The sequence below is a fragment of the Streptomyces sp. P5F9 genome (assembly GCF_057961495.1).
Genome location: NZ_JBXVPZ010000015.1, coordinates 1 through 23,447, shown reverse-complemented (window position 1 = coordinate 23,447; position 23,447 = coordinate 1). Strand labels below are relative to the sequence as shown.

The following is a 23,447-nucleotide window of genomic DNA, read 5'->3' as shown; positions in this document are numbered from 1 at the left end:
GGGACGCCGGGACCGGGACCGTGCTGCGATCCGACAAGCACCGCGGCTCTCTCCACCGCGGTCTCCGGCGGCTGCCGTACACCCGGCCGGGGTGGCCGGGACCATGTCGGGCCGCCTCTGCCGGCGGGACGCTCAGGATTCCCGCGAACATGTCCTCCACGGCCGCCCCCTGCAGACTTTCGATCCGTCTGGCGCCGCCTTCGGCCGCACGCTCCAGGCGGTTGCCGGCCCAGCGGCTGCCGAGCCGCGGGACGTTACCCACGACCGGCTACCCGGCTTGGAGGGCGTCGGCCCGGTCCCGCATCGGCCGCACCGAGCCGTGTTGGCATGGCATGACCTGCACCGACATGGAGTCAGCCGCAGCCATCGCGTCGTCCTGTCCTCAACCAGCCGATTTCGAAACAGTTTCGGCCTCTGCGATGACGCCGCGACGGTCGTCCTCGCTCGATTCTACGCAGCTAACAGTGATCCGACTATGCGTGTCTGCACGCGTATTGACAGGGCATCAGACCGAAACCTAGCTTGCACGGACAGAGCTCGAAGAAGGAGTTTTCGAAAACCTTTCACCATGACTCACGAGAAGCCTGTGGCTCTCGGGTGCGGAGAAAAGACATGGCGCTCTCCCGACGTACCCTCCTCGGCCTGGCCGTCGGCGTGCCGGCCTCCGCGGCGCTGGCGGCCTGCGGCTCGTCCGGCCCCGGCAAGAGCGGCGGGGCCACGTACTGGTATCTGAACGGTCAGCCGCAGGAAGGCGTCAGGGCCGGCGCGGTGGACGCGTTCAACAAGACCCACCCCAAGGAGCAGATCAAGGACACCACCTACCAGAACGACGCGTACAAGACGAAGATCAAGACCTCCATCGGTGCCGGAAAGGCACCCACCATCATCTGGGGCTGGGGCGGCGGAACGCTGCGCACCTACGTGGAGGCGGGCCAGGTCGAGGACCTCACCTCGTGGTTCGCTGAGCACTCCGAGGTCAAGAAGCGGCTGTTCCCGTCCTCGTTCGGCGCGGCGACCGTGGACGGCAAGATCTACGCGATGCCGGTCGAGACCGTGCAGCCGATCATCCTCTACTACAACAAAAAGGTCTTCGACCAGGTCGGTGTGAATCCACCGAAGTCCTGGGACGACATCATGGCGCTGGTGCCCAGGTTCAACGCGAAGGGCATAGCGCCGTTCTCCCTCGGTGGCCAGTCCCGGTGGACGAACATGATGTGGCTGGAGTTCCTGTTCGACCGCATCGGCGGTTCCGGGGTGTTCCAGGCCATCGTCGAAGGTGAGAAGAACGCCTGGTCCAACCCGGACGCCATCACCGCGCTGACCAAGGTGCAGGAACTCGTCAAGGCCCACGGGTTCGTCAAGGGCTTCTCCTCGATCACCGCGGACTCCAACGCCGACCAGGCGCTGCTGTACACCGGCAGGGCCGCGATGATGCTGCACGGGGCCTGGTCGTACGGCATCCAGCAGGCGGATGGTGGGGACTTCGTCTCCAGCGGCTCACTGGGCTACATGACCTTCCCGCCCGTGGAAGGCGGCAAGGGCGATCCGAGCGACACCGTCGGCAACCCCGCCCAGTACCTGTCGATCTCCTCGAAGGCCGGCGCCGAGCAGAAGAAGGTCGCCAAGGACTTCTTCGCCACAGGCGTCCTCCAGGACGAGGAGGTGAAGGCGTGGATCGACAACGGGTCGGTGCCGATCCGGCTGGGCACGGAGAAGCTGTTGGCCGCCTCCAAGAACGCCGACTTCCTGCAGTTCACCTACGACATCGCCAGCAAGGCCAAGGTGTTCGGCCAGTCCTGGGACCAGGCGCTCAGTCCGACGGCAGCCGAGACCCTCCTGGACAACATCGTCAAGTTGTTCCAACTGTCCATCTCACCGAAGCAGTTCGCCGACAATCTCAACGCGGTCACCGGCACATGAGTTCACTCACCGGTCATCGGCCGCGTCGCGAACCGCGCAGCATCCTGCCGTGGCTGGCGGTGCCGGCGCTGGTGGTCTTCGTCGGCTTCGCCGTGGTTCCGCTCGTCGGTGTCTTCGCGCTGAGCTTCACCACGTGGGACGGGATCGGCGCCATCCACCCGTCGGGGCTGACCAGTTGGCGTGCGGTGCTCACCGACCCCGGGCTGCCGCACGCCCTCGGGGTGACGTTTTTGGTGATGGCCGCGTCCTGGGCCGTTCAGACGCCGCTGAGTATTCTGCTCGGCACTTTCATGGCGGGCCGCCAGCGTTACCGTGCGGTGCTGGGCGTGGTGTACTTCGTCCCGCTGATGCTCAGTTCCGCGGCGATCGCGATCGCGTACAAGGCGCTGCTGGATCCCAACTTCGGGCTCGGTGCCGGACTGAAGATCCAGGCGCTGAGCAAGGACTGGCTGGGGCGGCCCGGACTCGCGTTCGGAGTCGTCATCTTCGTCGTCTCCTGGCAGTTCGTCCCGTTCCACTCCCTGATCTACCAGGGTGGTGTCCAGCAGATCCCGAAGTCCCTGTACGAGGCGGCGCAGTTGGACGGAGCCGGACGGATCCGGCAGTTCTTCAGCATCACGCTGCCCCAGCTGAAGTACACCATCATCACCTCGTCCACGCTGATGGTGGTCGGTTCGCTGACTTTCTTCGACCTCATCTTCATCCTCACCGAGGGCGGCCCCGGCGACGCCACCCGGGTCCTCGCACTGGACATGTACAAGCGGGGGTTCCAGGCCAGTCTGATGGGACCGGCCAGCGCCATCGCGGTCATCCTGGTCCTGGTGGGTCTGGCCCTCGCCCTGCTGCTGCGCCGGCTCGGTGGCCGGGACGCCGGCGCGAGCCAACTCGAAGGGGCCTGACGTGACCACCACCCTGACCGAGCCGCGACAACCACAGAAGGTCACCCACCGCGAGCGGCAACGCCGCCCGCGCCAGAAGGCCGGCCGCCGCAACTGGGTCGGCGGCCTGGCCGGATGGCTCTGGCTCGTCGTCGTCGCCGTGCCCCTGTACTGGACCCTCATCACCAGCCTCAAGGTCCAGAGCCGCTACTACGCGAGCAACCCGCTGGTGCCGTCGAGCGACCCCACGCTGGACAACTACCGACTGGTCATCGAGTCCGACTTCCTTCACTACTTCCTGAACAGCGTCGTGGTCACCGCCGGCGCCGTGGTGCCGGCGGTGGTGGTCTCCTTCATGGCCGCCTACGCGATTGTTCGCGGTTGGCGCATGCGTGTCCTTCGCGCGATGAACGGGCTGTTCCTCATGGGCCTGGCGATCCCGCTGCAGGCGACGGTGATCCCGGTCTACCTGATCATCATCAAAATGCACCTCTATGACAATCTGCTGGCGCTGATCCTCCCGTCGATCGCTTTCGCGATCCCGCTGTCCGTGCTGGTGCTCACCAACTTCATCCGCGACGTGCCCAAAGAGCTGTTCGACTCGATGAAGGTCGACGGCGCCACCGAATGGACGACACTGTGGCGGCTGGCGGCACCGCTGACCCGACCGGCCATCCTCACCGTGGCCATCTTCAACTCGCTGACCATCTGGAACGGATTCCTGCTGCCGCTGATCCTCACCCAGAGCCCTGAGCGCCGGACCCTGCCGCTCGCGCTGTGGACCTTCCAGGGCCAGTACGGGGTCAATGTGCCTGCCGTTCTCGCCGCCGTCGTCCTCACCACACTGCCCGTCCTGGTGCTGTACGCGCTCGGCCGTCGTCAACTGCTGAGCGGACTGACCGCCGGATTCAGCCGTTGACCGACGCTGACGCCGTGTCCGGTGGCCTGCCCGTGGCCGCGAGGGGCCCGCACCAGCCCTGGAAGCAGCGGCAACTCCATCCCCCGATGGGCGGGCGACGGGGATCCGGGCCGATGCCCGAGCCCGGACGCGATCTGTCCCGCCCTGAGTCCTGCTCTTCTACCTGCTCGCCCGTCGCGCCCCGCCCAAGGGCCTGACGCGCGGGAGGAAAGTGAACGCCAACGTGGCTGTAGAGAACATCCCCGGAATCTCCCTCTGGAACGACCCCACCGTGCCCGTCGCCGCACGAGTCGACGCCCTGATCGCCGCGATGACCCTCCAGGAGAAGACCGCCCAGCTGTACGGAGTGTGGGTGGGCGCCTCGGACCAGGGCGGTGAAGTCGCCCCCCATCAGCACGACATGGAGGAGGCCGTCGATCTCGACGCGCTCCTGCCCACCGGACTGGGCCAACTGACCCGGCCCTTCGGCACGGCCCCGGTCGACCCCGCCCTGGGCGCGCTCTCCCTGGCCCGCACCCAGACCCGTGTCGCCGCCACCAACCGATTCGGCATCCCGGCTCTCGCGCATGAGGAATGTCTGGCCGGATTCGCGGCCTGGGGAGCGACGGCCTACCCCGTTCCACTGTCCTGGGGGGCCACCTTCGATCCGGACACGGTACGGCGCATGGCCGCCGTCATCGGCAACGACATGCGTGCCGTCGGCGTCCACCAGGGACTCGCACCGGTCCTGGATGTGGTGCGCGACGCCCGCTGGGGCCGGGTCGAGGAGACCATCGGCGAGGACCCCTACCTCGTCGGCACCATCGCAACGGCATACGTGCAGGGCCTAGAGTCCGCCGGGATCGTCGCCACCCTCAAGCACTTCGTCGGATACTCGGCCTCTCGCGCCGGCCGTAACCTCGCCCCCTCTTCCGTGGGGCCGCGTGAGCGCGCCGACGTTCTGCTGCCCCCGTTCGAGATGGCGATCCGTGAAAGCGGCGCCCGGTCGGTGATGAGCGCCTACACCGACACCGATGGCATGCCCTCCGCGGCCGACGAGGATCTGCTCACCGGCCTGCTGCGCGACACGTGGAGCTTCGACGGCACTGTCGTCGCCGACTACTTCGCCATCGCCTTCCTCAAGACTCTGCACGGCGTCGCAGCCGACTGGGCCGACGCCGCGGGAACGGCGCTGTGTGCGGGCATCGACGTCGAACTGCCCAACGTCAAGACCTACGGCGCGCCCCTGGCCGAGGCCGTCGCCGACGGCCGCGTCCCGGAGGCGCTGGTCGATCGCGCCCTGCGCCGCACACTCACCCAGAAGGCGATGCTCGGCCTGCTCGACCCTGACTGGAACCCCATACCGGCCGCGCTCGACGGGGCGGACCTGTCCGATCCGGCCGTCCTTCGCGGCCACGTCGACCTGGACGGCCCGGAGAACCGCGCGCTGGCCCGCACGGTCGCCGAGAAAGCAGTCGTGCTGCTGAGCAACGACGGCACCCTGCCGCTCGACAGGCCGCGCCGCATCGCGCTGCTCGGCCCCAACGCCGACGAGCCCGTCGCCGTACTGGGCTGCTACTCCTTCCCCCAGCACATCGGCGTCCGCCACCCCGGTACCCCACTCGGCATCGAGCTGCCCACGCTGCGCGACACTCTCGCCGCCGAGTTTCCCGACGCCGAGATCACGGTCGCCCGCGGCACCGGAATCGACGACGGAGATCTCTCCGGCATCGACGAGGCCGTCCAGGCGGCACGGGAGGCCGACGTCGCCCTGGTGGTACTCGGAGACCGCGCCGGGCTCTTCGGACGGGGCACCAGCGGCGAAGGATGCGATGTCGAGGCGCTGGTGCTGCCCGGCGCGCAGCAGCGGCTGCTCGACACCCTGCTGGACCTGGAGACCCCTGTGGTCACCGTCCTGCTCGCGGGACGACCGTACGCACTGGGCCGCGCCGTGGAGGAGTCCGCTGCGATCGTGCAGTCCTTCTTCCCGGGGGAGGAGGGGACGCACGCGATCGCCGGGGTGCTCAGCGGTCGTATCAATCCCTCCGGACGTCTCCCGGTCAGCGTGCCGCGCGGGACGGGCTCCCAACCGGCCACGTACCTCGGAGCGCGGCTCGCCCACGCCAACGAGGTCTCCAGCATCGATCCGACCCCCGCGTTCGCCTTCGGTCACGGCCTGTCCTATACGCGGTTCGAGTGGACTGACCTGAGCGTGGACGCCCAGGAGGCCCCGACGGACGGCGAGTTCGCCCTCGCCTTCACCGTCCGCAACACAGGCGGACGGTCCGGAACCGAGGTCGTCCAGCTCTATCTGCACGACCCGGTCGCCTCCGTCGTCCAGCCGGTGCAGCGCCTCATCGGCTATACCCGGGTCGAACTGGAGCCGGGCGAGGCCCGCCGCGTCCGTGTCACGGTCCCGGCCGACCTCGCCTCCTTCACCGGACGTGACGGCCGACGCGTCGTCGAACCGGGCCAACTGGAAGTTCGGTTGGCCGCCTCCAGCGCGGACCCGCGTCTGACGGCCAGAGTCACATTGACCGGAGCCGAGCGCCATGTGGATCACACGCGGCGCTTGCACACCACTATCGGATTGGAGCCGGTCGCACCGGCATGAACCGGGCGGGCGCAGCGCACGTCGCACCAGGGGCGGCACTGCGCACGCGGGACCGCGCGGCCAGGCATGGGGTCAACTCACAGCACGCCGCGTCGGGCGAGGTTGCGCATCAGCGCTCCCGCTCCGAACGTCCACGGCGCGGCCTGCTCGCTGGGCACGACAGTGTTGACCAGAGCGCCGAGCCGTGGGCTGGAGATCCGCACGACGTCGCCGTACTCGTGGGTGAAGCCCGCGCCAGGTGCCTGTCGGTCCTCGGTGGGGGCGAACAGCGTTCCGGTGAACAGCACGAAGCCGTCCGGATATTGGTGATGCGGGCCGTGTGTGGCAGCCACCAGGTCCAGTACGTCGCGGCTGATCTCACGCATGGAGCTGCTGCCGTGGAGTACGTAGCCGTCCGTGCCGTCGATCCGCAGGTCGATGTCGAGCCCGCGTACGGTGTCGAGGTCGAAACGCTCGTCGAGCAGGCGCAGGAACGGGCCGATCGCGCAGGAGGCGTTGTTGTCCTTCGCGCGCGACAGCAGCAGGGCGCTGCGTCCCTCGATGTCGCGGAGGTTGACGTCGTTGCCGAGCGTCGCGGCGCGCACCCGGCCGCGCGAGTCCACGACGAGGACGACTTCGGGCTCGGGGTTGTTCCACACCGAGGAGCCGAGCACTCCGATGTCGGCGCCGGTGCCGACCGCGGACAGTACGGGGGCCTTGGTGAACACTTCCGGGTCCGGCCCGATCCCGACCTCCAGGTACTGCGACCACAGCCCTTCGGAGACGAGCAGTTCCTTGGCCTTGTCCGCTTCGGGCGATCCGGGACGGATGCCGGCGAGGGTGCCGCCCACCAGCTGCCCGACGCGGGCCCGTACCCGTGCGGCCTGCGCCGGATCGCCGCCCGTGCGCTCTTCGATGACGCGTTCCAGCAGACTCCGGGCGAAGGTGACGCCCGCGGCCTTGATCACCTGCAGGTCGATGGGGGCGAGCAGGTGCGGGACGTCACTGCGGCCGGTCGGTGCGTCGAGGAGTCGGTCCAGGCGCCAGACTTGTCCGCCGTCGGCCTCGCGGACGATTGCCGCAGCGTCCTCGCGCTCCATGAGGTCGGAGACGGTCGGTACGACGGCCGTCAGGTCGACGACCTGCTCACCGCGGACCGCGGCGACACACGGTCCGCCGCACTCCGGGTCGAGGACGCGCGCGACGAGTGCGGCCCGGTCGGCGTCCTGCGGCAGGACGGAGCCGGTTGTGAGGACCGGACGAGGGCGCGCTGCTGCCGATTCCACGATCGATGCTCTCCTGGATCAAAGGGAAACGGTCGCCCGGGACGGGCTCAGTGGGAGTCGCGGGGGACCTCGTGTCCACGGCTTCCGCGCAGGAAACCGAAGTCGGCGCCCTGGTCGGCCTGTTCCACGTTCTGGGTGTAGAGCCAGGAGTACCCGCTGGTGTGCCGCTCGGCGGGTGCCCTCCATGCTTGCCGGCGTCGCGTGAGCTCGGTGTCGTCCACGTCAAGGCTCAGGGTGCGGTTGGGGACGTCGAGGACGACGGTGTCGCCGTCGCGCACCAGGGCGAGAGGTCCGCCGACGGCGGCCTCGGGCGCCACGTGCAGGATCACCGTCCCGTATCCGGTGCCGCTCATCCGGCCGTCGCAGACGCGCACCATGTCGGTGACGCCGGCCTTCAGCAGCTTGCCGGGCAGCGGGACGTTGGCGACCTCGGGCATGCCGGGGTAGCCCTTGGGGCCGGCGTTGCGGATGACGATGACGGTGTTCTCGTCGATGTCGAGTTCGGGGTCGTCGACCATCTCGTGATAGGCCTCGGGGGAGTCGAAGACGCGCGCGGGGCCGCGGTGGGTGAGCAGGTGCGGTGAGGCGGCGGACTGCTTGATCACAGCGCCGTCGGGGCACAGGTTGCCGTGCAGTACGGCGATTCCGGTGCCGGCCGGCTGGAAGGGGGCGTCGAGGCGGGTGATGACGTCGGAGTCGACGCGTTCGGCGTTCTCGGTGTTCTCGGTGATGGTGCGTCCGGTGACCGTGATCTGTCCTCCGTGCAGCAGCTTGCCGCTGAGCAGCTCGGCCATGACGGCGGGCAGGCCGCCCGCGTAGCAGAAGTCCTCCATGAGGTAGGTGCCGCTCGGCATCAGGTTGACCAGGGTCGGCACCGCGCGGGCCAAGCCGTCGAAGTCCCGCAGGTTCAGCTCGACACCGACGCGTCCGGCGATGGCGATGAGATGGATGACGGCGTTCGTGGAGCCGCCGATGGCCGCGTTGACCCGGATGGCGTTCTCGAACGCCTCCCGGGTCAGGATCTGCGAGGGGCGCAGCTCCTCCTCCACCATCCGGACGATGCGCTGCCCGGCCGTCTGCGCGACTTCCATCCGTCGGGAGTCGACCGCGGGCCAGGCCGCCGACCCCGGCAGCTGCATACCGAGCGCCTCGGCCAGGCAGGCCATCGTCGAGGCGGTCCCCATCGTCATGCAGTGTCCGTTGGAACGGGCCATGCACCCCTCCGCGAAGAAGCACTCCTCCTCGGTCATCCGGCCGGTCTTCAGGTCCTCCTCGAACTTCCACACCTGGGTACCGGATCCCACGTCCTGGCCCCGGTACTTGCCGTTGAGCATCGGCCCGCCGGTGACCATGACGGCGGGCAGGTCGACGCTGGCGGCGCCCATGAGCATGGCCGGGGTCGTCTTGTCGCAGCCGGACAGCAGCACGACACCGTCGAGCGGATTGGCCCGGATCAGCTCCTCGACCTCCATGGCCATGAGGTTGCGGTACAGCATGGCGGTGGGACGCATCAGGGTCTCGCCGGTGGCCATGGTGGGGAACTGGAGCGGCAGGCCGCCCGCCTGCCACACACCACGCTTGACGGCTTCGGCGACGCGTGTCAGATGCGCGTTGCACGGGGCGAGTTCGGAGGCACTGGTCGCGATGCCGATGACGGGACGTCCGTCGAACACCTCGTGTCCGAATCCCTGGCTGCGCATCCAGGAGCGGTACACCATCCCGCTGCGGCCCTGTGCGCCGAACCATGCCTGGCTGCGGCGGTTCGTCTTCTGACCGTCGGTCATGTACGCACTCCCGTGGCTCTCGCGTCGTCCGCTTCGCGGTGGGGCGGTGTCGGGTGAAGGCCCGCAAGCCGTACCCTGGACCTCAATCATTAAATGATTCGATGAATGACGTCCAGGGGGTGAGCGGAGATCGTGGTGCACTTCCCGACCATGCACCAGCGCGTGGTCGACGAGCTCGGGCGGCGCATCGTGGGTGGGGCGTGGGAGCCGGGTGAACCGTTGCCGGTCGAGGACACGCTCGCGGCCGAGATCGGCGTCAGCCGCGGCCTGTTGCGGGAGGCGGTCAAGGGACTGGTGGCCAAAGGGGTGCTGCACGTACGCCCGCGCACCGGCACGCGCGTGCTGCCCCCGGAGCACTGGAACCACCTCGACCCGGACGTGCTGCGCTGGAAACAAGCCGAGGACGCCACGGCTCTGCTGCGTGATACGGGTGAACTGCGCCGGATCGTCGAGCCCGAGGCGGCCCGGCTCGCCGCCGAGCGAGCCGGTCCCGACGAGGTACGAGCCCTGTACGAGGCCTTGGCGGCCATGGAGGCCGCGGCGGCGCATCCTGCCCGCAGCGGATACATCGAGGCCGACATCGCCTTCCACCGGGCCCTGCTCGACGCCGGCGGCAACCGTCTCCTCGGCTCACTGGGCCGCGCTGTCGGCATCGCGCTGGAGCACAGTTTCCTCCTCAGCACGCAGACCCCCGGTGCGGTGGAAGCCTCGTTGCCGGGTCACCGAGCCATCGTGGAAGCCGTCGAGGCTCGCGACCACGCAGCGGCGGCGGCCGCCGTACTGGCCATCATCGAAGCCGCCGAACAAGAGATCGCCCAGTCACCCGGACTGCCGGGCGACGCTGTATGACCTGCCACGGCTGTGACCTCGCGGGCCCGCGGGCAAGACCACGGAAGCGGCCGACGCCAACGGGATCCCGCGCTCGCGGTGATGGCCGCTGTCATCCGTTGCGCCCCGCTCAATCGACAGGCTCGGCGCAGACGGCACTCCTGAGATGTCAGAGCGACGTGATCAGATACTCCTTGCCTGCCTCGGTCTCGAACGCGGCGATGGTGCCTTCGTGGTGCTTCACATCGGCTTCAGCGTCAAGCTGAGCCGGCCGAGGACGAGCGGCTGACGATCGGCGTCACGGGCCGCGGTTACTGAGCGGGCCTGCGGCTCGCAGCAACGATGCGAGCGAGATCCCGTCCACGAGGATGCCGAAGGTCTGAGCGCTCTCGGTCAGAGGGGTTCCACTCGCCCGCGTGGAAAGTGGCGTCGAACGGGGCTATCGCGAAGCTCCGGCCGGGACCGGTGCCGGCGGCGGGGAGACCCATCAACTCGCTTTGGTTTGACCATAGTTAACGGCCGTGGGTCATGAGGTGGAAAAGGTCCACGATGCGAGCTACCGGCACGCCCCGTCTGCTGACATGATCCGGACACACCAACTACCGCGGGGGATCTGATGCGTACTGGCAAGCTCAAAGCGTTCGTGGTCTGCGCTGTCGCTGTTACGGCGACTGCCGCGCAGGGCAGCGCCGCATCTGCTACGGACCACCCATTGGCCAAAAACGTGCGCACCGAGGTGCTGTCGAACCAGCCAAACGACAAGATGGCGCCGAGCTGCGTCTCTCGGAGCATCAAATTGGACGCGGGGACCTATACGTGGAGGCAGGAGGATACCGTCAGGGTCCGCTCCATCATCCTGGACGCGAACACGTACGCCTGGAAAGACTGCCTGTATCCCGAGAATGGCTACTACGAGCACCGGTCTACTCTCGACAACCCTGACCAGGATTCGGCAGCCATCACTTACAACCTTTACATGATGGACTTGCCCACCAAGAGCTGGGAATGGGGTTCCACGCTTGAGTTTCAAGGCTGATTCGAGCGCCCTTGGGTGACCGCGCCTGAGTCTGATCCTCTACCGTCGGCTGCCCCTTGGCGGTCGGAGGCGGATCCTGCGGGAACCCGCGGTCGTGCTGCCCGCGGCAGTCGCGTGATGCGGTTGGGGGTGGGTCGGCTGCATCAGCGTCTGGTGGCTGCGGCGGTTCCGGCACACTTCCCCAGGCCTCGTCGCCGCTCTGTGTTGCTGCAAACGGTTCATCCACCTCGCCTCACCATGTAGGGCACCTGTTTGCCGGATTGACCGGTCGCGGCCCGGCAGACGCGGGTGAGGGTTTTGACGCTGTACCCGAGGCGTCGGGCGTAGTCCTCGGCCTTGTGGGGTCAGCTAGGAGCGCTCCAGTTCGGAGCGGAACCGGGCGTAGACCTCGCCGCCCGCCTGCGAGCCTCGTCGCTCGCCGGGGCGCGGCAGCCGGTGGGTTTGCAACAGCAGTGTGGTCGGCTGGAGTTGGAGGACCTACTGCGACACAGCGCCGTCAGAGCGGGTGAACTCGGCACGGATGTATCCCATCAGGGAGGACAGGACGGCGTAGTTCCGGCCGGTGGTCAGTTGTCGGCAGGTGGGTCCGGACCACCCGTTGAACAGACGGTCGGCGCTCGTCCAGTGCGGTGGGAATTCGGGGCCAACAAGTGGACCGCGGTCGTGCTCTACGGCCTCGGTCAAGGCCCCGTGCGCCAGGGCGGGTTGATCGAGCTGATCGGCGGTATCTCCCGCAGGGTGCTGACCCGGACCGTCCGCCGACTCCAGGCCCACGGACTCATCGGCCGCCGCGCCTACGCCGAGGTGCCACCCTGCGTCGAGTACGGACCCACCCTGTTCGGCGCGAGGTTGATCGACCCGATCCGCATGCTGGCCGAGTGGGCGCGGGCGAGCGGGGACGCCGTACTCGACGCGCTCGATGCCGACACCGACCCAGAGCCGATCACTCGCAGTGACTGAGGCCCCGCCGGTGCGCTGAGTATCGTCTCGCCGCCGCTCGGTATCGGCACGGCGGAGCCCGGAGCCCCAAGGGCCCATCTTTCGCACAGGCAACCGGACTTGCCGACCGCCGTCGATCACGGGCCGGGACCGGGCGCGAGTCGGCAAAGCCTTCCCAGCACCGGACAGGTGCGCCCCGCACAAGGGGGAATCGACGCGTCTGCGGAGGCGCCCGGAAGCGGAATCCCGTGGGCCTCAGGAGGCCGGTATCCACCGCTCTAACCCCATTGCCGCACCCTGGTCAGCGTGTCACCATGGATCGGCCAGGGGCTGACCACCCAGGCCACTGCATGAAGCGTGTGACAAAGAGTCACCAGAGCTGTATCCCTCTCCCAGTGAGAGGTACGGGGGTGTGACGAGGCGTGTCGCTGTCCGCTCGATCCACAATTCGATCAACGAATTCATCAACTCCGGGCGTCCAACAGGAAGTCGGTGCTCCCGGGAACGGGGACGAGAGTGTCCCCGGAGCCGTGGACGCCACCTGGACGTCCCTCCGTGGCGTGGCCGCGCGCCACCCCGACCGCGAGTGTCTGGAAGACGCCGTGGGTGTCGTCACCCTCGGTCAACTGGCGGGCCGTAGCGGCGAGATCGCGGAGGCGCTGCGCGCGGGCGGGGTGGCCGACGGCATCGTCGCGGTGCTGCTGGAGCGCGACCGGGACCTGCCTGCCGCGTTCTTCGGCGTCCACCAGGCCGGGGCGACGTATCTGCCGCTCTCGCCCGTGCATCCGGACGCCCGATTAGCGACCGTCGTCGAGGACGCCGGGCCCCGCTGCGTCATCACCAGCAGCGCGCTGGCGCACCGTCTCCCGGACCGGGTGCCGAAACTGCTGCTGGACGACCTGAGGTGGCAGGGCGGACGGCCGTCCCCGCCTGAGCCCGGTGTCCCGCACTGCGCTTACGTGCTGTACACGTCCGGCTCGACCGGGCAGCCCAAGGGCGTGCTCATCTCGCACGACAGTCTGGCGGGCTTCTTCACCGCCCTTGACAACGATTTCTCCGAACCGGCGGAGCAGGTCTGGCTCGCGCACGCCAGTGCCGGCTACGACGCCAGCCTCCCGGAGCTGATCTGGGCGCTGAGCAGGGGGCATTACGTCTGCCTCACCGGCAGCGACCCGCTGAGCATCATGACCTCCCAGCTCGCGACCGGCACCCGGCACGGCCGCCGCGTCAGCCACCTGCTCGTGACCCCCTCGCTGCTCCGCCTCCTCATCGAGCACGACGCCGCCTCGGCGGGCCTGCGGGAACTGCACACCCTGCTCGTCGGCGGAGAACCCTTCCCCGTCGACCTGGTGCCCCGACTGCTCGACCCCGGGGGAAAATCCGGGGAACCCTCAAGGGGACGTCCCCGGATACGCAATCTCTACGGCCCCACCGAAGCCACCGTCTGGGTCGCCGGCGCGCCCTGCACCGCCCCCGGCGACGCGGCCACCCGGATCTCCGTGAGCACCCCCGACACCCGCGTCCGCATCCTCGACGACCGGCTGCGCGAGGTGGCCGAGGGCGGGACGGGGCGGCTCTTCATCGGGGGACGGCAGGTCGCGCTCGGCTATCTCCACCGCGAGGAGCTGACACGCGAGCGGTTCGTCGCCGATCCGCTCGGCGCACCGGGGGACCGCCTGTTCGACACGGGTGACCTGGCGCGCCGGGAGGCGGACGGCGCGTTCGTGGTCACCGGACGGTCCGACGACCAGATCAAGATCGCCGGACACCGGGTCGAACTCGGCGAGATCGAGGCCGTGGTCCGGACACACCCGGAGGTGACCGACGCGCTCTGCGTTCCCGACAGCGCACCCGTGGCCACCTCCCTGACCGTCCTGGTCACCTCGTCGTCCACCGCGTTGGACACCGCCGAACTGCGCCGCTGGCTGAAACAGCGTCTGCCCCCGCACATGGTGGCGACGCGCATCGAGGCCCGTACCGAGCTCCCCCTGACACCGTCCGGCAAGACGAGCCGGGGGAGTGCCGCACCGGGCGGGACGAGGGACGCGGAACACCCCGTAGCGCAGGACACCGCGGCCGACGTGGACGGTCACACGAAGGGCAGGGCATGACGGACAGCGCGGAGCACATCACCGAACGGGCCACGGCCGACGGCTCGTCCGAGGTCTCGGAGGCGGTAACCGCCGTATGGCGGAAGGTACTTGGCCGTGTCGACGGTTTTGCGGACGACGACGACTTCTTCGACATCGGGGGCCATTCGATGCTCGCGCTGCGCGTCGTCAAGTCGCTGGCCCTGCGGCTGGAGATGGATATTCCCCTCGAACTGCCCTTCCGGGAGACGACCTTCGGCGGCCTGGTCGCCGAGGTCGCGCGGCTGAGGCAGAGCGAGGAGGCGTAGCGGATGGGGAACCGCTGGGCCGGCGACCACCAGATCACGGCGACCGATCCGAAGGCGCTCCTCTACACGCTCCCGAAGCCCGGAGCGGGACCGTCCGACCACACCTGGCTGGCCCGGCTGACCCCCGACTGGCTGCAGGTGCTGACGTTCCGGCTGCCCGGCCGCGAGAACCGCTTCACCGAGCCCCCGCTGTCGGCGATGCCGGCGCTCGTCGCGGACCTGGCGGAGCGGTGCGCCGAGGACGTCGCCGTACGCGGACTGCCGTTCCTGCTGCTGGGCGACTGCGGTGGTGCCTACGGCGCCTACGAGTTGGCGAGAGCCCTGGAGAGCTCCGGCACGCCGCCCCTGTCGCTGGCCGTGCTCGGCCAGTCGGGGCCGTCAGGGGCACGGCCCGAGCACCCGCTGCACGCCATGCCCGCCGAGGAGATGTGGCAGGCGCTCGCCGAGCGGGCCATGGCCCCCTTCGACCTCGATGATCCGCTGTCGCGCGACTTCTTCGAGCCGATGGTCAGAGCCGACCTGAAGCTGATCGAGACCTACACGTGGGACCCCGCCGACCTGCCCGCCGTCCCCGTGACGGTCCTCCCGCCGGGCACCGGCGAGGACCGGGCCCGGCAGGCCGTCACCGCGTGGTCGGCGGCCACCACCGGCCAGGTCTCCCTGCTGCCGGCCGGCGGCACCGCGACCGAGGCCGACCGGCAGGCGGTCTGCGCCGAACTCGCCCGTCTCGCCCATGAACCGGCGGCCGGACACCGAACGAAAAGGGGATAGCGGCCTTGCTTATCCGCAGCATCGAGGATGTCGAGGGCACCGAACTCGACGTCGACTGGGGGAACGGACGCAGCTACCGTCTCGTCGTCGCCTCGGACGGGGTCGGCTACACGGTCTGCCACACCGTGGTGCGTGCCGGTACGACGTCGTTCCTGCAGTACCGCAACCACCTGGAGTCGTGTTACTGCATCGCCGGTACCGGACTCATCGAGGACAACACGGGCTCGGCCCATGTCCTCAGACCCGGCGTCATCTACGTCCTGAACAACCACGAGCCGCACTACCTCCGTGCCGACGACGCCGGTGACCTGGTCCTGCTCAGCGTCTTCAACCCACCCCTCGTCGGTCCGGAGAAGCACGACCTGAACGAATCGCACGCTTCCAGCTATTGACGACCCGCAACAGCGGTTCACACCCGCGGGAAAGGCAGAAGGACGGATGCCTGCAAGCAGCGAACGCGACAACGCACAGCACCGCGGCGGGGAGCCGCGCGTCGATGACACCGGTGGCGGAGGTGCCGGTCTGCTGGGGCTGAAGGTCTTCGTCGGCGGGCCCATCCAGTACGCCGTCGGCACCGGCGGCGTACTCGCCCCCGTCCTGCACGAAGTGCTCCTCAAGGTGATCGCCGCGATCGAGGAGGACGGCGGCGAGATCCTCTCGGCCCATGTGGTGGAGCGGTTCGGCGAGATCTCGCACCAGTTCGGCCCGGAGGAGGTGACCGTGCGCGACCACCTCTGGATGACCCAGTGCGACGCCTACCTTCCCATTCTGCCGTCGGTCGCTCCCGGCGAGCTGATGCGGACCGACGGCACCCACATCGAACTGGGCTGGGCCTCCGCGCTGGGCAAGCCGATCCTCGTGCTGACGGACATCGACGAGGAGCCCGGCGGCAGCCATCTGCTGCGCGGACTGCCCGCCATCGCCTCGGTCGCCTTCCTCGACATCGACGACGTGATGCGGAAACCGGAGACGGTCGTGGAGTACCTTCGCGCCGTCCGCTGGGCCGCCTCCGACCCCACCGGCACGGGACAGGGCCCGCTGCCCGAGCGGAGTTCCCGTTAACGCCGCCGGAGCCGAGATGCTGGGCATACGGCTGTCCAGCCCCGTGGTGGTCGGCTCGGGACTCCTCACCGACCAGGAACGCACCATCCGGCGGCTCCTGGAGCGCGGCGCGGGCGGCGTGGTCACCAAGACGATCCACCCCAACCCACCGCCCGGCGGCGGCGAACGCATCGTGCGCATCAGGGGCGGCATGCTGAACAGCACCACCTACTCCAGACGCCCGGTCCCGGCATGGTGCGACACCCTGCGCCGCTTCGCCCAGGAGCAACTCCCGGTCGTCGCCTCGGTGCACGCCGACTCACCGGACGAACTCGCCGCGCTGTGCGAGGAGATCGAGGCGACCGGCTGCCCGGGACTGGAACTGGGCATCTCCTGCATCAACGAGGACGGCTTCGACGACACCCCGCAACGGGTGGGGGAGTACACCGAAGCCGTACGACAGAAGGTCCGCCTGCCCATCAGCGTCAAGCTCGCCGCCGACGGCGGCACCCGCGCCCGCCTCGAAGCGGCCGTGGAATCGGGCGCCGACGCGATCACCCTGAGCGACACCATCCCCGGACTCGCCGTCGACCCGGAGAGCGGCGAGCCCGTGCTCGGCGGTGTGTACGGCTACTCGGGCGACGGTCTGAAACCACTCGTCCTCGCCGAGATCTACTCCCTGCGCCGACACGGTGTCGACATACCGATCCTCGCCTCCGGCGGAGTGCGGGAGGCGGCCGACGTGGTCGAGTACCTGAGCGTCGGCGCCACCGCCGTACAGGTGTACTCCGCACTGCACCGCGACATGTACGCGACCCTGCGGCGCATCTGCGTCGGCTACACCGACTGGCTGTCCGGCCGCGACGAGAGCACCCGCGACCTCGTCGGCCGGGCCCTGAGGAAGGAGTAGCGCATGCCGACACGGGCAACGGCGGCCCAGCGCCTCACGGATCTCAGCAGTGCCCAGGTGCCCGCGCGGGTACGCGGCGCCACCCTCGTCTGGCCGATCGGCGGGATCGAGCAGCACGGCCCGCATCTGCCGCTCTCGGTGGACCTGGACATCCCCGAGGCACTGGCCCAGGAGACGGCGGCCGGGATCGGCGCCTACCTCGTGCCGGGACAGCCGTTGTCCGCGCGGTCCCTTCCGCAGAGCGGCGGCGGGCTCGGGCACCCGGGCACCGTGTACATACGGGGGACGGTCCTCGTGGACTATCTCCGCGACGCCGTCGGCTCGCTGGCCGCTCTCGAACCCGCGCGCATCGTGGTGGTCAACGGGCACTACGAGAACGAGGCCCTGCTGTTCGAGGCCCTCGACGAGTGCCGTGCCGCCGGGGCGCTCGGCGCGACCGAGATCATCGCGTTCAGCTGGTGGAGCCTGGTCGCCGACGACTGGATCGCGTCCCGGCTCCCGCACTTCCCGGGCTGGCACGCCGAGCACGCCGGGGTGACCGAGACCAGCCTCATGATGTACCTGCGTCCGGACCTGGTCACCGGAGAGAAGGTCGAGCACGACACCCCGCCCAGGGCCGGCGTCTACCTCCATCCGATCGACGAGACCCTCGCCTCCAACGGCGGCGCCCTGTCCTCCTCGACCGGCGCCACCCCGGAACTCGGCGAGGCCCTGTTCTGGCACCTCGTCGACGCCATGGGCGACCTGATCGGGAACGGCCACGGCCTGAAGCGACCGGACACCGCATAAGGGGAGCACAGTGACGGAGAACGGCACCGTACCCACGGTCTGCGTGTGCAACGCGGTGGACACCCTGCGCCTGCTCGCCGGGCGGGCCCGACGGCCGGGGGAGAGCGACGCCATCGTGTCCGAGGCCTTCCCCCAGCAGGACCAGTCGCTGTTCTGGCTGCCGACGGCCAAGCTCATCCTCACCGAGGTGCCGATGGCGCATCTCGACTGGCAGTGTGAATTCCTCGGTCTGCGCGGGGTGTTGAACCTGAGCCCCGCCGTCCCGTCCGGATCGATCTTCGACGACATCATCGAGGACGACGCGCTGTTGCAGGGCCTGCTCGACTACATCGGTCCCGGCCGCCGCTTCCGCCTGATCCCGCACACGACGACACCGGGCCTGTGGGAGTTCGTACGGCGGATGTCCGACCGCTTCCAGGTACAGGTCGAACTGCCGGAGAGCTGCGCCTCCCAGGACCTCAGGGACCGGCTGGACACCAAGAGCGGGTTCCGTGCCCTGGTGGCCGACTGCGGACTCGGTGCGGCCCGGGCCCGCAGTGCCGAGGGCGCGGAGTGCCGTAGCCACGAGACCGCGGTCGAGGCCGCCGCCCGGATCACCGCGACGGGCCGCACCTGCATCCTCAAACCCGACCGGGGCGAAGCGAGCGTCGGACTCATCACCGTACGGCCCTCGGACCCGCCGGACAGTGTCCTACGGCGGCTGCGCGACAGCCCCTACTTCGGCGAGCACGAACCGGTGGTCGTCGAGGAGTACATCGAGGGCGACGCGGTGACCTTCCCCTCGGTGGAGTTCACCGTGCCCGCCGACCCGCAGCGCCCTCCGACCCTGACGCACGTGTGCGAGATGCTCTTCGGCGAGCCAACGCAGGTGCGGGGCAACGTGACCGCAGGCTCCCTCAAGGACGAGCCCTGGTACGAGCCCTTCGTGACGAGCGCCACCGTGATCGCCTCGGCGCTTCAAGTCCGGGGATACCGGGGCCACTTCGGGATCGACGCGGTGGCCAGACCCGACGGCACCGTCTTCATGCTCGACCTCAACTCCCGCCGTACGGGCTCCACTCACCTGCGCGACTTCGGCCTGCACTTCCTCGGACCCGAGCGGGCCGAGGAAACCGCCGTCGGACACTACGACTTCTACCGGCTGCCGCGCCCCACAGGGCTCGCGGCACTTCTTCAGGCACTCGAACCGGTCGTCCGCTCACCGCGCGACCACAGCTCGGGCGTCGTCCCGTGCGAACTGACCGGGCTGGCCCACGGCCGGCTGAGCTGTGTGATCTTCGCGCCGACGCTCGACCGGTTCCACCAACTCGTCCAGCAGACAGAGCAGTTGCTCGAACCGCTGCGTGCCGCACAGAGTGCCGCGCCGGTCGGCTCACAGCGGCGGGCACCCGCCACGGCCAAGGAGGGCAGCAGGACTTGACGACACGCCACCCCGACGAGACGGACATCTACCCCACCAGAAACTCCACCGGCGAAGCACTGCTCCCACGCGCCGAACCGGTCGTTCACGGCGGTCCCGGACCCCTGTCGGCGGACCGGCTGCACGCCTATGAGGACGACGGCTTCCTGATCCTGGACGACCTGCTCGACCGGAGCGCGGTCGAGGAGTCCCTGGCCGAACTGGACCGCATCGCCGCGCGCGTCCGCCCCGGCGAGGACCCGCGCATCATCAAGGAACCGGGCTCCGAGGACATCAAGTCGGTCTTCGAGGTCCATGCGATCAGCCCGTGGTTCCGCGCCCTGGTGTCCAGCCCGCGGCTGGTCGATCACGCGCGGCAGATCCTCGGTTCCGACGTGTACGTGCACCAGACGCGCGTCAACAAGAAACCCGGTTTCGACGGCACCGACTTCTACTGGCACTCGGACTTCGAGACCTGGCACGCCGAGGACGGCATGCCGCGGATGCGGGCGCTGACCCTCGTGATCGCGCTGACGGACAACACCGCGATCAACGGCCCCCTTATGATCATCCCCGGCTCGCACCGGACGTTCGTCACCTGCGCCGGCGAGACGCCGTCGGCGAACTACCGCACCTCGCTGGTCCGTCAGGAGGTCGGCCTGCCCAGCAAGGAGGCGCTGCGCACGCTCAGCGACAAGACCGGTGTCGTGCCCTGCCTGGCACCGGCCGGCACCGGCGTCGTCTTCGACTGCAACTGCATGCACGGCTCGTCGGGGAACATCACGCCGTACGCCCGGCAGAACCTGTTCGTGGTCTTCAACAGCGTCGAGAACACGCTGCGGGAACCCTTTTCCGCCCCGAGCCGCCGGCCGCCCTTCCTGGCCGCACGCGAGTTCACGCCGGTGCGGGGGCCGGAGGACGGCTGACGGCGGGAAGGCAGGTCAGGGCGCCGCTTCCCAGGCCGCGTCGCGGGCGTCGAGGAGGGCGACCAGCCACCGCGCGAACTCGGGCGACTCGAAGGGCTCGACGCTGTCCTGGACGTGCACGACGGGCGGCCGGCCGCTGACCGCCCGCCAGTCGGCCGACAGGTCGCGGCGGTCGGACGGGAAGGTGACGATGTCCACGGGGAAGGAAGAGGCGGACGGCGTGTGCCCGGCCGCCTCCAGCACGTACCAGGCCCAGCTCTCGATCAGTCCCATGAAACGGTCGAACTCGTAGCCCGCCGCGACCGACGCCGTACTCATCAACTCCTGGTAGAGATCGGCCAGTACGGGCCGCATCCGGGCGAAGGCGAGCGCCTGCCCCTCCCGGGACCTGAGGTGTCCGGTCTCCTCCTCCAGGAGCGACTCCAGCCGTTTGGCCGCGCTGCCGGGCTCCGCGTTGCCGAACAGTTCGTCGAGGACGAAGAAGTCAGACCCCTGGACCCGTTCGAGCACCACCTTGGCCGGTGCCTTCACCCCGACGAACGACAGCACCCTCTCCCCTTCCCGCTCCAGCCGGGCCGCGACCTCGTACGCGACGATGGCGCTGGCGCAGTGTCCGGCGAGGTGGTAGGGGCCGTGCGGCTGCACGCCGCGGATCTCGTCGACGTAATGGGCCGCCAACTCGTCGAGGGAGTCGATCTTCGGCGGGGACGCGCCGTAGCCGTGCGGAGTGAGCGTCAGGAACGGCCGCTCCGGTTCGAGCCGCGACAGCAGGCGCAGGCCCTGGACACCCGTCCCCGGATAGACGCAGAAGAAGGGCCGCTTGTGTCCGCCGTGTCCCCGGCCGAGCAGACAACTGTGCGCGGCGGAACCGTCCTTGAGGAGGTTCGACAGACTGTCGATGGTCGGCTTCTCGAAGAACCGGTGGATCGGTACCTCCACCCCGAACGCGGCCCGGCACTGGGCGAGCATCGAGATCGCCGTGCGCGAACTGCCGCCGAGATCGAAGAAGTCCTCGTCCACCTCGACGTCCGGCACCGACAGCAACTCGCCCCACAGATCCGCCAGTTGGCTCTCCGTCGAGTCGGGCAGCAGCCGCAGCGAGTGCACCGACGCCGAGATCCACGACGGCGCGATCAGCTCCTCTACGGCGACCTTCCCGTCCGGGTCTCTGGGCAGCCGGGGGACCGGGACGATCCTGGTCGGCAGGATGTCCCGGGGCAGCCGCCCCAGCAGGAATTCACGCAACGCCCGGTGGTCGACCGGCTGTTGAGCCGAGGTCTCCACCCAGGCCACGGGCCGGCGGTCGCCACTGATGTCGTCGACGAACCCGACGGCCGCCTCCACCACACCCGGGAAGGCCGACAGGGCCGCAGCGACGCGTGCCGCCTCCGCCTCGCCTGCGGGGTCCGACGGTACGGTCGTCTTCACCGAAGGCCTCCGAGGATGCCCCGGCCTTCAGGCCGGGAAGGAATCGGACCCCTGCGGAGCAGGGCAGGGAAAGCCGAGTCGCCGTCAGGGCGATTCGGCGTCTGCCACAGCGGTGTCGCGCTCGACCTCCAGCCGGTAGACGATCTCGGAGTTGAGGGACCTGCGGGCGGACCTGGCCTGAGCGACAAGCCACTCATGCAGGTCGCCGGGCAGACGTAGGGTGATGCGCTTCTCTTCATTCATGACCCCAGGGTAGTGGGTTTCGAGTGGTCTGCGAGTGGTAGTGTGACACCATGACGACACGACGGCAGGTCTCGCGGGATACCGGGCGCGCCCGGTACACCTACCGGCTCCGTGTGTCGTCGACCGCCCGCACCGGCCTTGAGGCCGAGTGGGCGCGCTGCCGGTGGGTGTGGAACGAGTGCGTGGCCACGTCCCGCAAGGTCCACCACCTGAACCAGGCCCTGGCCGAAGACACCCGGAAGACGACGTGCGGCCCGGCACAGCTCGACAAGATGCTGACCGAGGCCCGCACCGCGATGGCGTGGCTGCGGGAGGGTGCCTCGGTTCCGCAGCAGCAGACCATCCGCGACTTCGCCAAGTCCCGCGCCAAGGCCATCCAGGACATCAGGGCCCGGCTGCCGGTGCGGCAGCGTGCGGGCATGCCCAGGGTGAAGAAGAAGCGCGAGGCGCTGCCCACGCTGAACTACACCACCCGTGGCTTCCGACTGAAGGACGGCCGCCTGCACCTCGCAGGTGGGATCGTGCTGACCGTGATGTGGTCGCGGGACCTGCCCTCCGTACCGTCCTCGGTCCGCGTGTACCAGGACAGCGTCGGGCACTGGTATGCCTCGTTCGTCGTCGCCACCGGAGCGCAGCCGCTTCCCTCGACCGGCCGCGTCCTTGGCGTGGACTGGGGCGTCAAGGAGACCGCGACCACCACCAGCGACGCCCACGACCTGCCCCACCCACAACACGGCCGCAAGGCCCAGGCCAAGCTGTCGCGGTACGACCGAATGGTTGCCCGCCGCAAGCCGAAGAAGGGACAGGCTTCCTCGAAAGGCCACCGCGAGGCCAAGAAGTCGCGCGCCAAGGTCTACGCGGAGATCGCCCGGCAGCGGCAGGACACCGCCCGCAAATGGGCCAAGTCCGTGGTCCGCGACCACGACGCCATCGCCGTCGAGGACTTCCGGCCCAAGTTCCTCGCGAAGTCCACCATGGCCCGCAAAGCCGCCGACGCAGCGATCGGCGCGACCAAGACCGCGCTCGTCGAGATGGCCCGCAAGCATGGCCGCATCGTGCACCTGGTGCACCCGGCCCGCACCACGATGGACTGCGCACAGTGCGGTGCGAGAACCAAGCACGCACTCCCCCTCTCAGAACGAACCTACGCGTGCACCGCGTGCGGAACCGTGTCCCCCAGGGACAAGAACTCCGCCCGCGTGATGCTCGTCCGGGCTGGTCTCAACCCGGCTGGTGCTGATGGCGGAAGACCTCCTGGAGCGCTGCTCCAGGAGGCAGCCTGAGCCAGGAATCCCCTCCCTTCAGGACTTTGTTGGCGGATTCGCCATTGTCAGGCGGTGAGTTCGAGTCCGAGGCGGGTGAATCGGCTGATGTGAGTGG

General features: G+C 69.2%; 21 protein-coding genes. 17 read left to right on the top strand and 4 right to left on the bottom strand.

Features of this window, described 5'->3' with window-relative positions; all coding sequences use genetic code 11:
* The first annotated feature begins 612 nt into the window (after window positions 1-612).
* The 4 genes from AC31A1_RS04930 (at window position 613) to AC31A1_RS04915 (ending at window position 6,310) form a co-directional block, all read left to right on the top strand.
* Complete coding sequence (locus AC31A1_RS04930; protein WP_489652018.1) at window positions 613-1,920, top strand: extracellular solute-binding protein; 1,308 nt, start codon at window positions 613-615, stop codon at window positions 1,918-1,920.
* Window positions 1,917-2,819 (top strand): carbohydrate ABC transporter permease, encoded by a 903-nt coding sequence (locus tag AC31A1_RS04925; RefSeq protein WP_489652017.1) that lies wholly within the window; start codon window positions 1,917-1,919, stop codon window positions 2,817-2,819. The genes AC31A1_RS04930 and AC31A1_RS04925 overlap by 4 nt, the downstream gene beginning before the upstream one ends.
* A 1-nt stretch (window position 2,820) precedes the next feature.
* Window positions 2,821-3,717: a carbohydrate ABC transporter permease gene (locus tag AC31A1_RS04920; protein WP_489652016.1), complete on the top strand. Its 897-nt coding sequence runs from the start codon at window positions 2,821-2,823 to the stop codon at window positions 3,715-3,717.
* A gap of 211 nt (window positions 3,718-3,928) precedes the next feature.
* The gene (locus AC31A1_RS04915; RefSeq protein WP_489652015.1) at window positions 3,929-6,310 is read left to right on the top strand and encodes a beta-xylosidase/alpha-l-arabinosidase; all 2,382 of its coding nucleotides are present in this window, start codon (window positions 3,929-3,931) and stop codon (window positions 6,308-6,310) included.
* A gap of 77 nt (window positions 6,311-6,387) precedes the next feature.
* On the opposite strand, the gene AC31A1_RS04910 is transcribed toward AC31A1_RS04915, so the two are convergent.
* Window positions 6,388-7,575, bottom strand: coding sequence for a fumarylacetoacetate hydrolase family protein (locus AC31A1_RS04910; RefSeq protein ID WP_489652014.1), 1,188 nt, complete (start codon window positions 7,573-7,575; stop codon window positions 6,388-6,390).
* Window positions 7,576-7,622: 47 nt separating this feature from the next.
* Window positions 7,623-9,359 carry an IlvD/Edd family dehydratase gene (locus AC31A1_RS04905; protein ID WP_489652013.1) on the bottom strand — a complete coding sequence of 579 codons (1,737 nt, stop codon included), beginning with the start codon at window positions 9,357-9,359 and terminating at the stop codon, window positions 7,623-7,625.
* A gap of 150 nt (window positions 9,360-9,509) precedes the next feature.
* On the opposite strand from AC31A1_RS04905, the gene AC31A1_RS04900 reads away from it, so the two are divergent.
* The 12 genes from AC31A1_RS04900 (at window position 9,510) to thpD (ending at window position 20,396) form a co-directional block, all read left to right on the top strand.
* Window positions 9,510-10,208 carry a FadR/GntR family transcriptional regulator gene (locus AC31A1_RS04900; protein ID WP_489652044.1) on the top strand — a complete coding sequence of 233 codons (699 nt, stop codon included), beginning with the start codon at window positions 9,510-9,512 and terminating at the stop codon, window positions 10,206-10,208.
* A gap of 595 nt (window positions 10,209-10,803) precedes the next feature.
* Window positions 10,804-11,223 (top strand): hypothetical protein, encoded by a 420-nt coding sequence (locus AC31A1_RS04895; protein ID WP_489652012.1) that lies wholly within the window; start codon window positions 10,804-10,806, stop codon window positions 11,221-11,223.
* A gap of 624 nt (window positions 11,224-11,847) precedes the next feature.
* Window positions 11,848-12,183 (top strand): winged helix-turn-helix transcriptional regulator, encoded by a 336-nt coding sequence (locus AC31A1_RS04890; protein ID WP_489652011.1) that lies wholly within the window; start codon window positions 11,848-11,850, stop codon window positions 12,181-12,183.
* Window positions 12,184-12,692: 509 nt separating this feature from the next.
* On the top strand, window positions 12,693-14,273 hold the full coding sequence (locus AC31A1_RS04885; RefSeq protein ID WP_489652010.1) for an amino acid adenylation domain-containing protein: 1,581 nt from the start codon (window positions 12,693-12,695) through the stop codon (window positions 14,271-14,273).
* The gene (locus tag AC31A1_RS04880) at window positions 14,270-14,560 is read left to right on the top strand and encodes a phosphopantetheine-binding protein (RefSeq protein WP_489652009.1); all 291 of its coding nucleotides are present in this window, start codon (window positions 14,270-14,272) and stop codon (window positions 14,558-14,560) included. The genes AC31A1_RS04885 and AC31A1_RS04880 overlap by 4 nt, the downstream gene beginning before the upstream one ends.
* A 3-nt stretch (window positions 14,561-14,563) precedes the next feature.
* Window positions 14,564-15,331: a thioesterase II family protein gene (locus AC31A1_RS04875; RefSeq protein ID WP_489652008.1), complete on the top strand. Its 768-nt coding sequence runs from the start codon at window positions 14,564-14,566 to the stop codon at window positions 15,329-15,331.
* 5 nt (window positions 15,332-15,336) lie between these two features.
* Window positions 15,337-15,723, top strand: coding sequence for an ectoine synthase (locus AC31A1_RS04870; RefSeq protein ID WP_489652007.1), 387 nt, complete (start codon window positions 15,337-15,339; stop codon window positions 15,721-15,723).
* 46 nt (window positions 15,724-15,769) lie between these two features.
* Window positions 15,770-16,393 (top strand): hypothetical protein, encoded by a 624-nt coding sequence (locus AC31A1_RS04865; RefSeq protein WP_489652006.1) that lies wholly within the window; start codon window positions 15,770-15,772, stop codon window positions 16,391-16,393.
* A 16-nt stretch (window positions 16,394-16,409) separates the two neighbouring features.
* Window positions 16,410-17,282 carry a dihydroorotate dehydrogenase gene (locus tag AC31A1_RS04860; RefSeq protein ID WP_489652005.1) on the top strand — a complete coding sequence of 291 codons (873 nt, stop codon included), beginning with the start codon at window positions 16,410-16,412 and terminating at the stop codon, window positions 17,280-17,282.
* 3 nt (window positions 17,283-17,285) lie between these two features.
* Window positions 17,286-18,071, top strand: coding sequence for a creatininase family protein (locus AC31A1_RS04855; protein ID WP_489652004.1), 786 nt, complete (start codon window positions 17,286-17,288; stop codon window positions 18,069-18,071).
* A 10-nt stretch (window positions 18,072-18,081) separates the two neighbouring features.
* Window positions 18,082-19,491 carry an ATP-grasp domain-containing protein gene (locus AC31A1_RS04850; protein ID WP_489652003.1) on the top strand — a complete coding sequence of 470 codons (1,410 nt, stop codon included), beginning with the start codon at window positions 18,082-18,084 and terminating at the stop codon, window positions 19,489-19,491.
* On the top strand, window positions 19,488-20,396 hold the full coding sequence (gene thpD / locus AC31A1_RS04845) for an ectoine hydroxylase (RefSeq protein ID WP_489652002.1): 909 nt from the start codon (window positions 19,488-19,490) through the stop codon (window positions 20,394-20,396). Before AC31A1_RS04850 ends, thpD begins: the two co-directional genes overlap by 4 nt.
* Before the next feature lie 15 nt (window positions 20,397-20,411).
* Here the strand turns inward: thpD and AC31A1_RS04840 are convergent, their stop codons facing one another.
* Both AC31A1_RS04840 and AC31A1_RS04835 read right to left on the bottom strand, forming a co-directional pair.
* A complete protein-coding gene (locus tag AC31A1_RS04840) occupies window positions 20,412-21,824 on the bottom strand; it encodes a thioesterase domain-containing protein (protein ID WP_489652001.1) in 1,413 nt (470 codons plus the stop codon).
* Window positions 21,825-21,908: 84 nt separating this feature from the next.
* The gene (locus AC31A1_RS04835) at window positions 21,909-22,067 is read right to left on the bottom strand and encodes an Arc family DNA-binding protein (protein WP_489652000.1); all 159 of its coding nucleotides are present in this window, start codon (window positions 22,065-22,067) and stop codon (window positions 21,909-21,911) included.
* Window positions 22,068-22,117: 50 nt separating this feature from the next.
* Here AC31A1_RS04835 and AC31A1_RS04830 point away from each other — a divergent pair, with 50 nt between their 5' ends.
* Window positions 22,118-23,350: an RNA-guided endonuclease InsQ/TnpB family protein gene (locus AC31A1_RS04830; protein WP_489651999.1), complete on the top strand. Its 1,233-nt coding sequence runs from the start codon at window positions 22,118-22,120 to the stop codon at window positions 23,348-23,350.
* The last annotated feature ends 97 nt before the right edge of the window (window positions 23,351-23,447 follow it).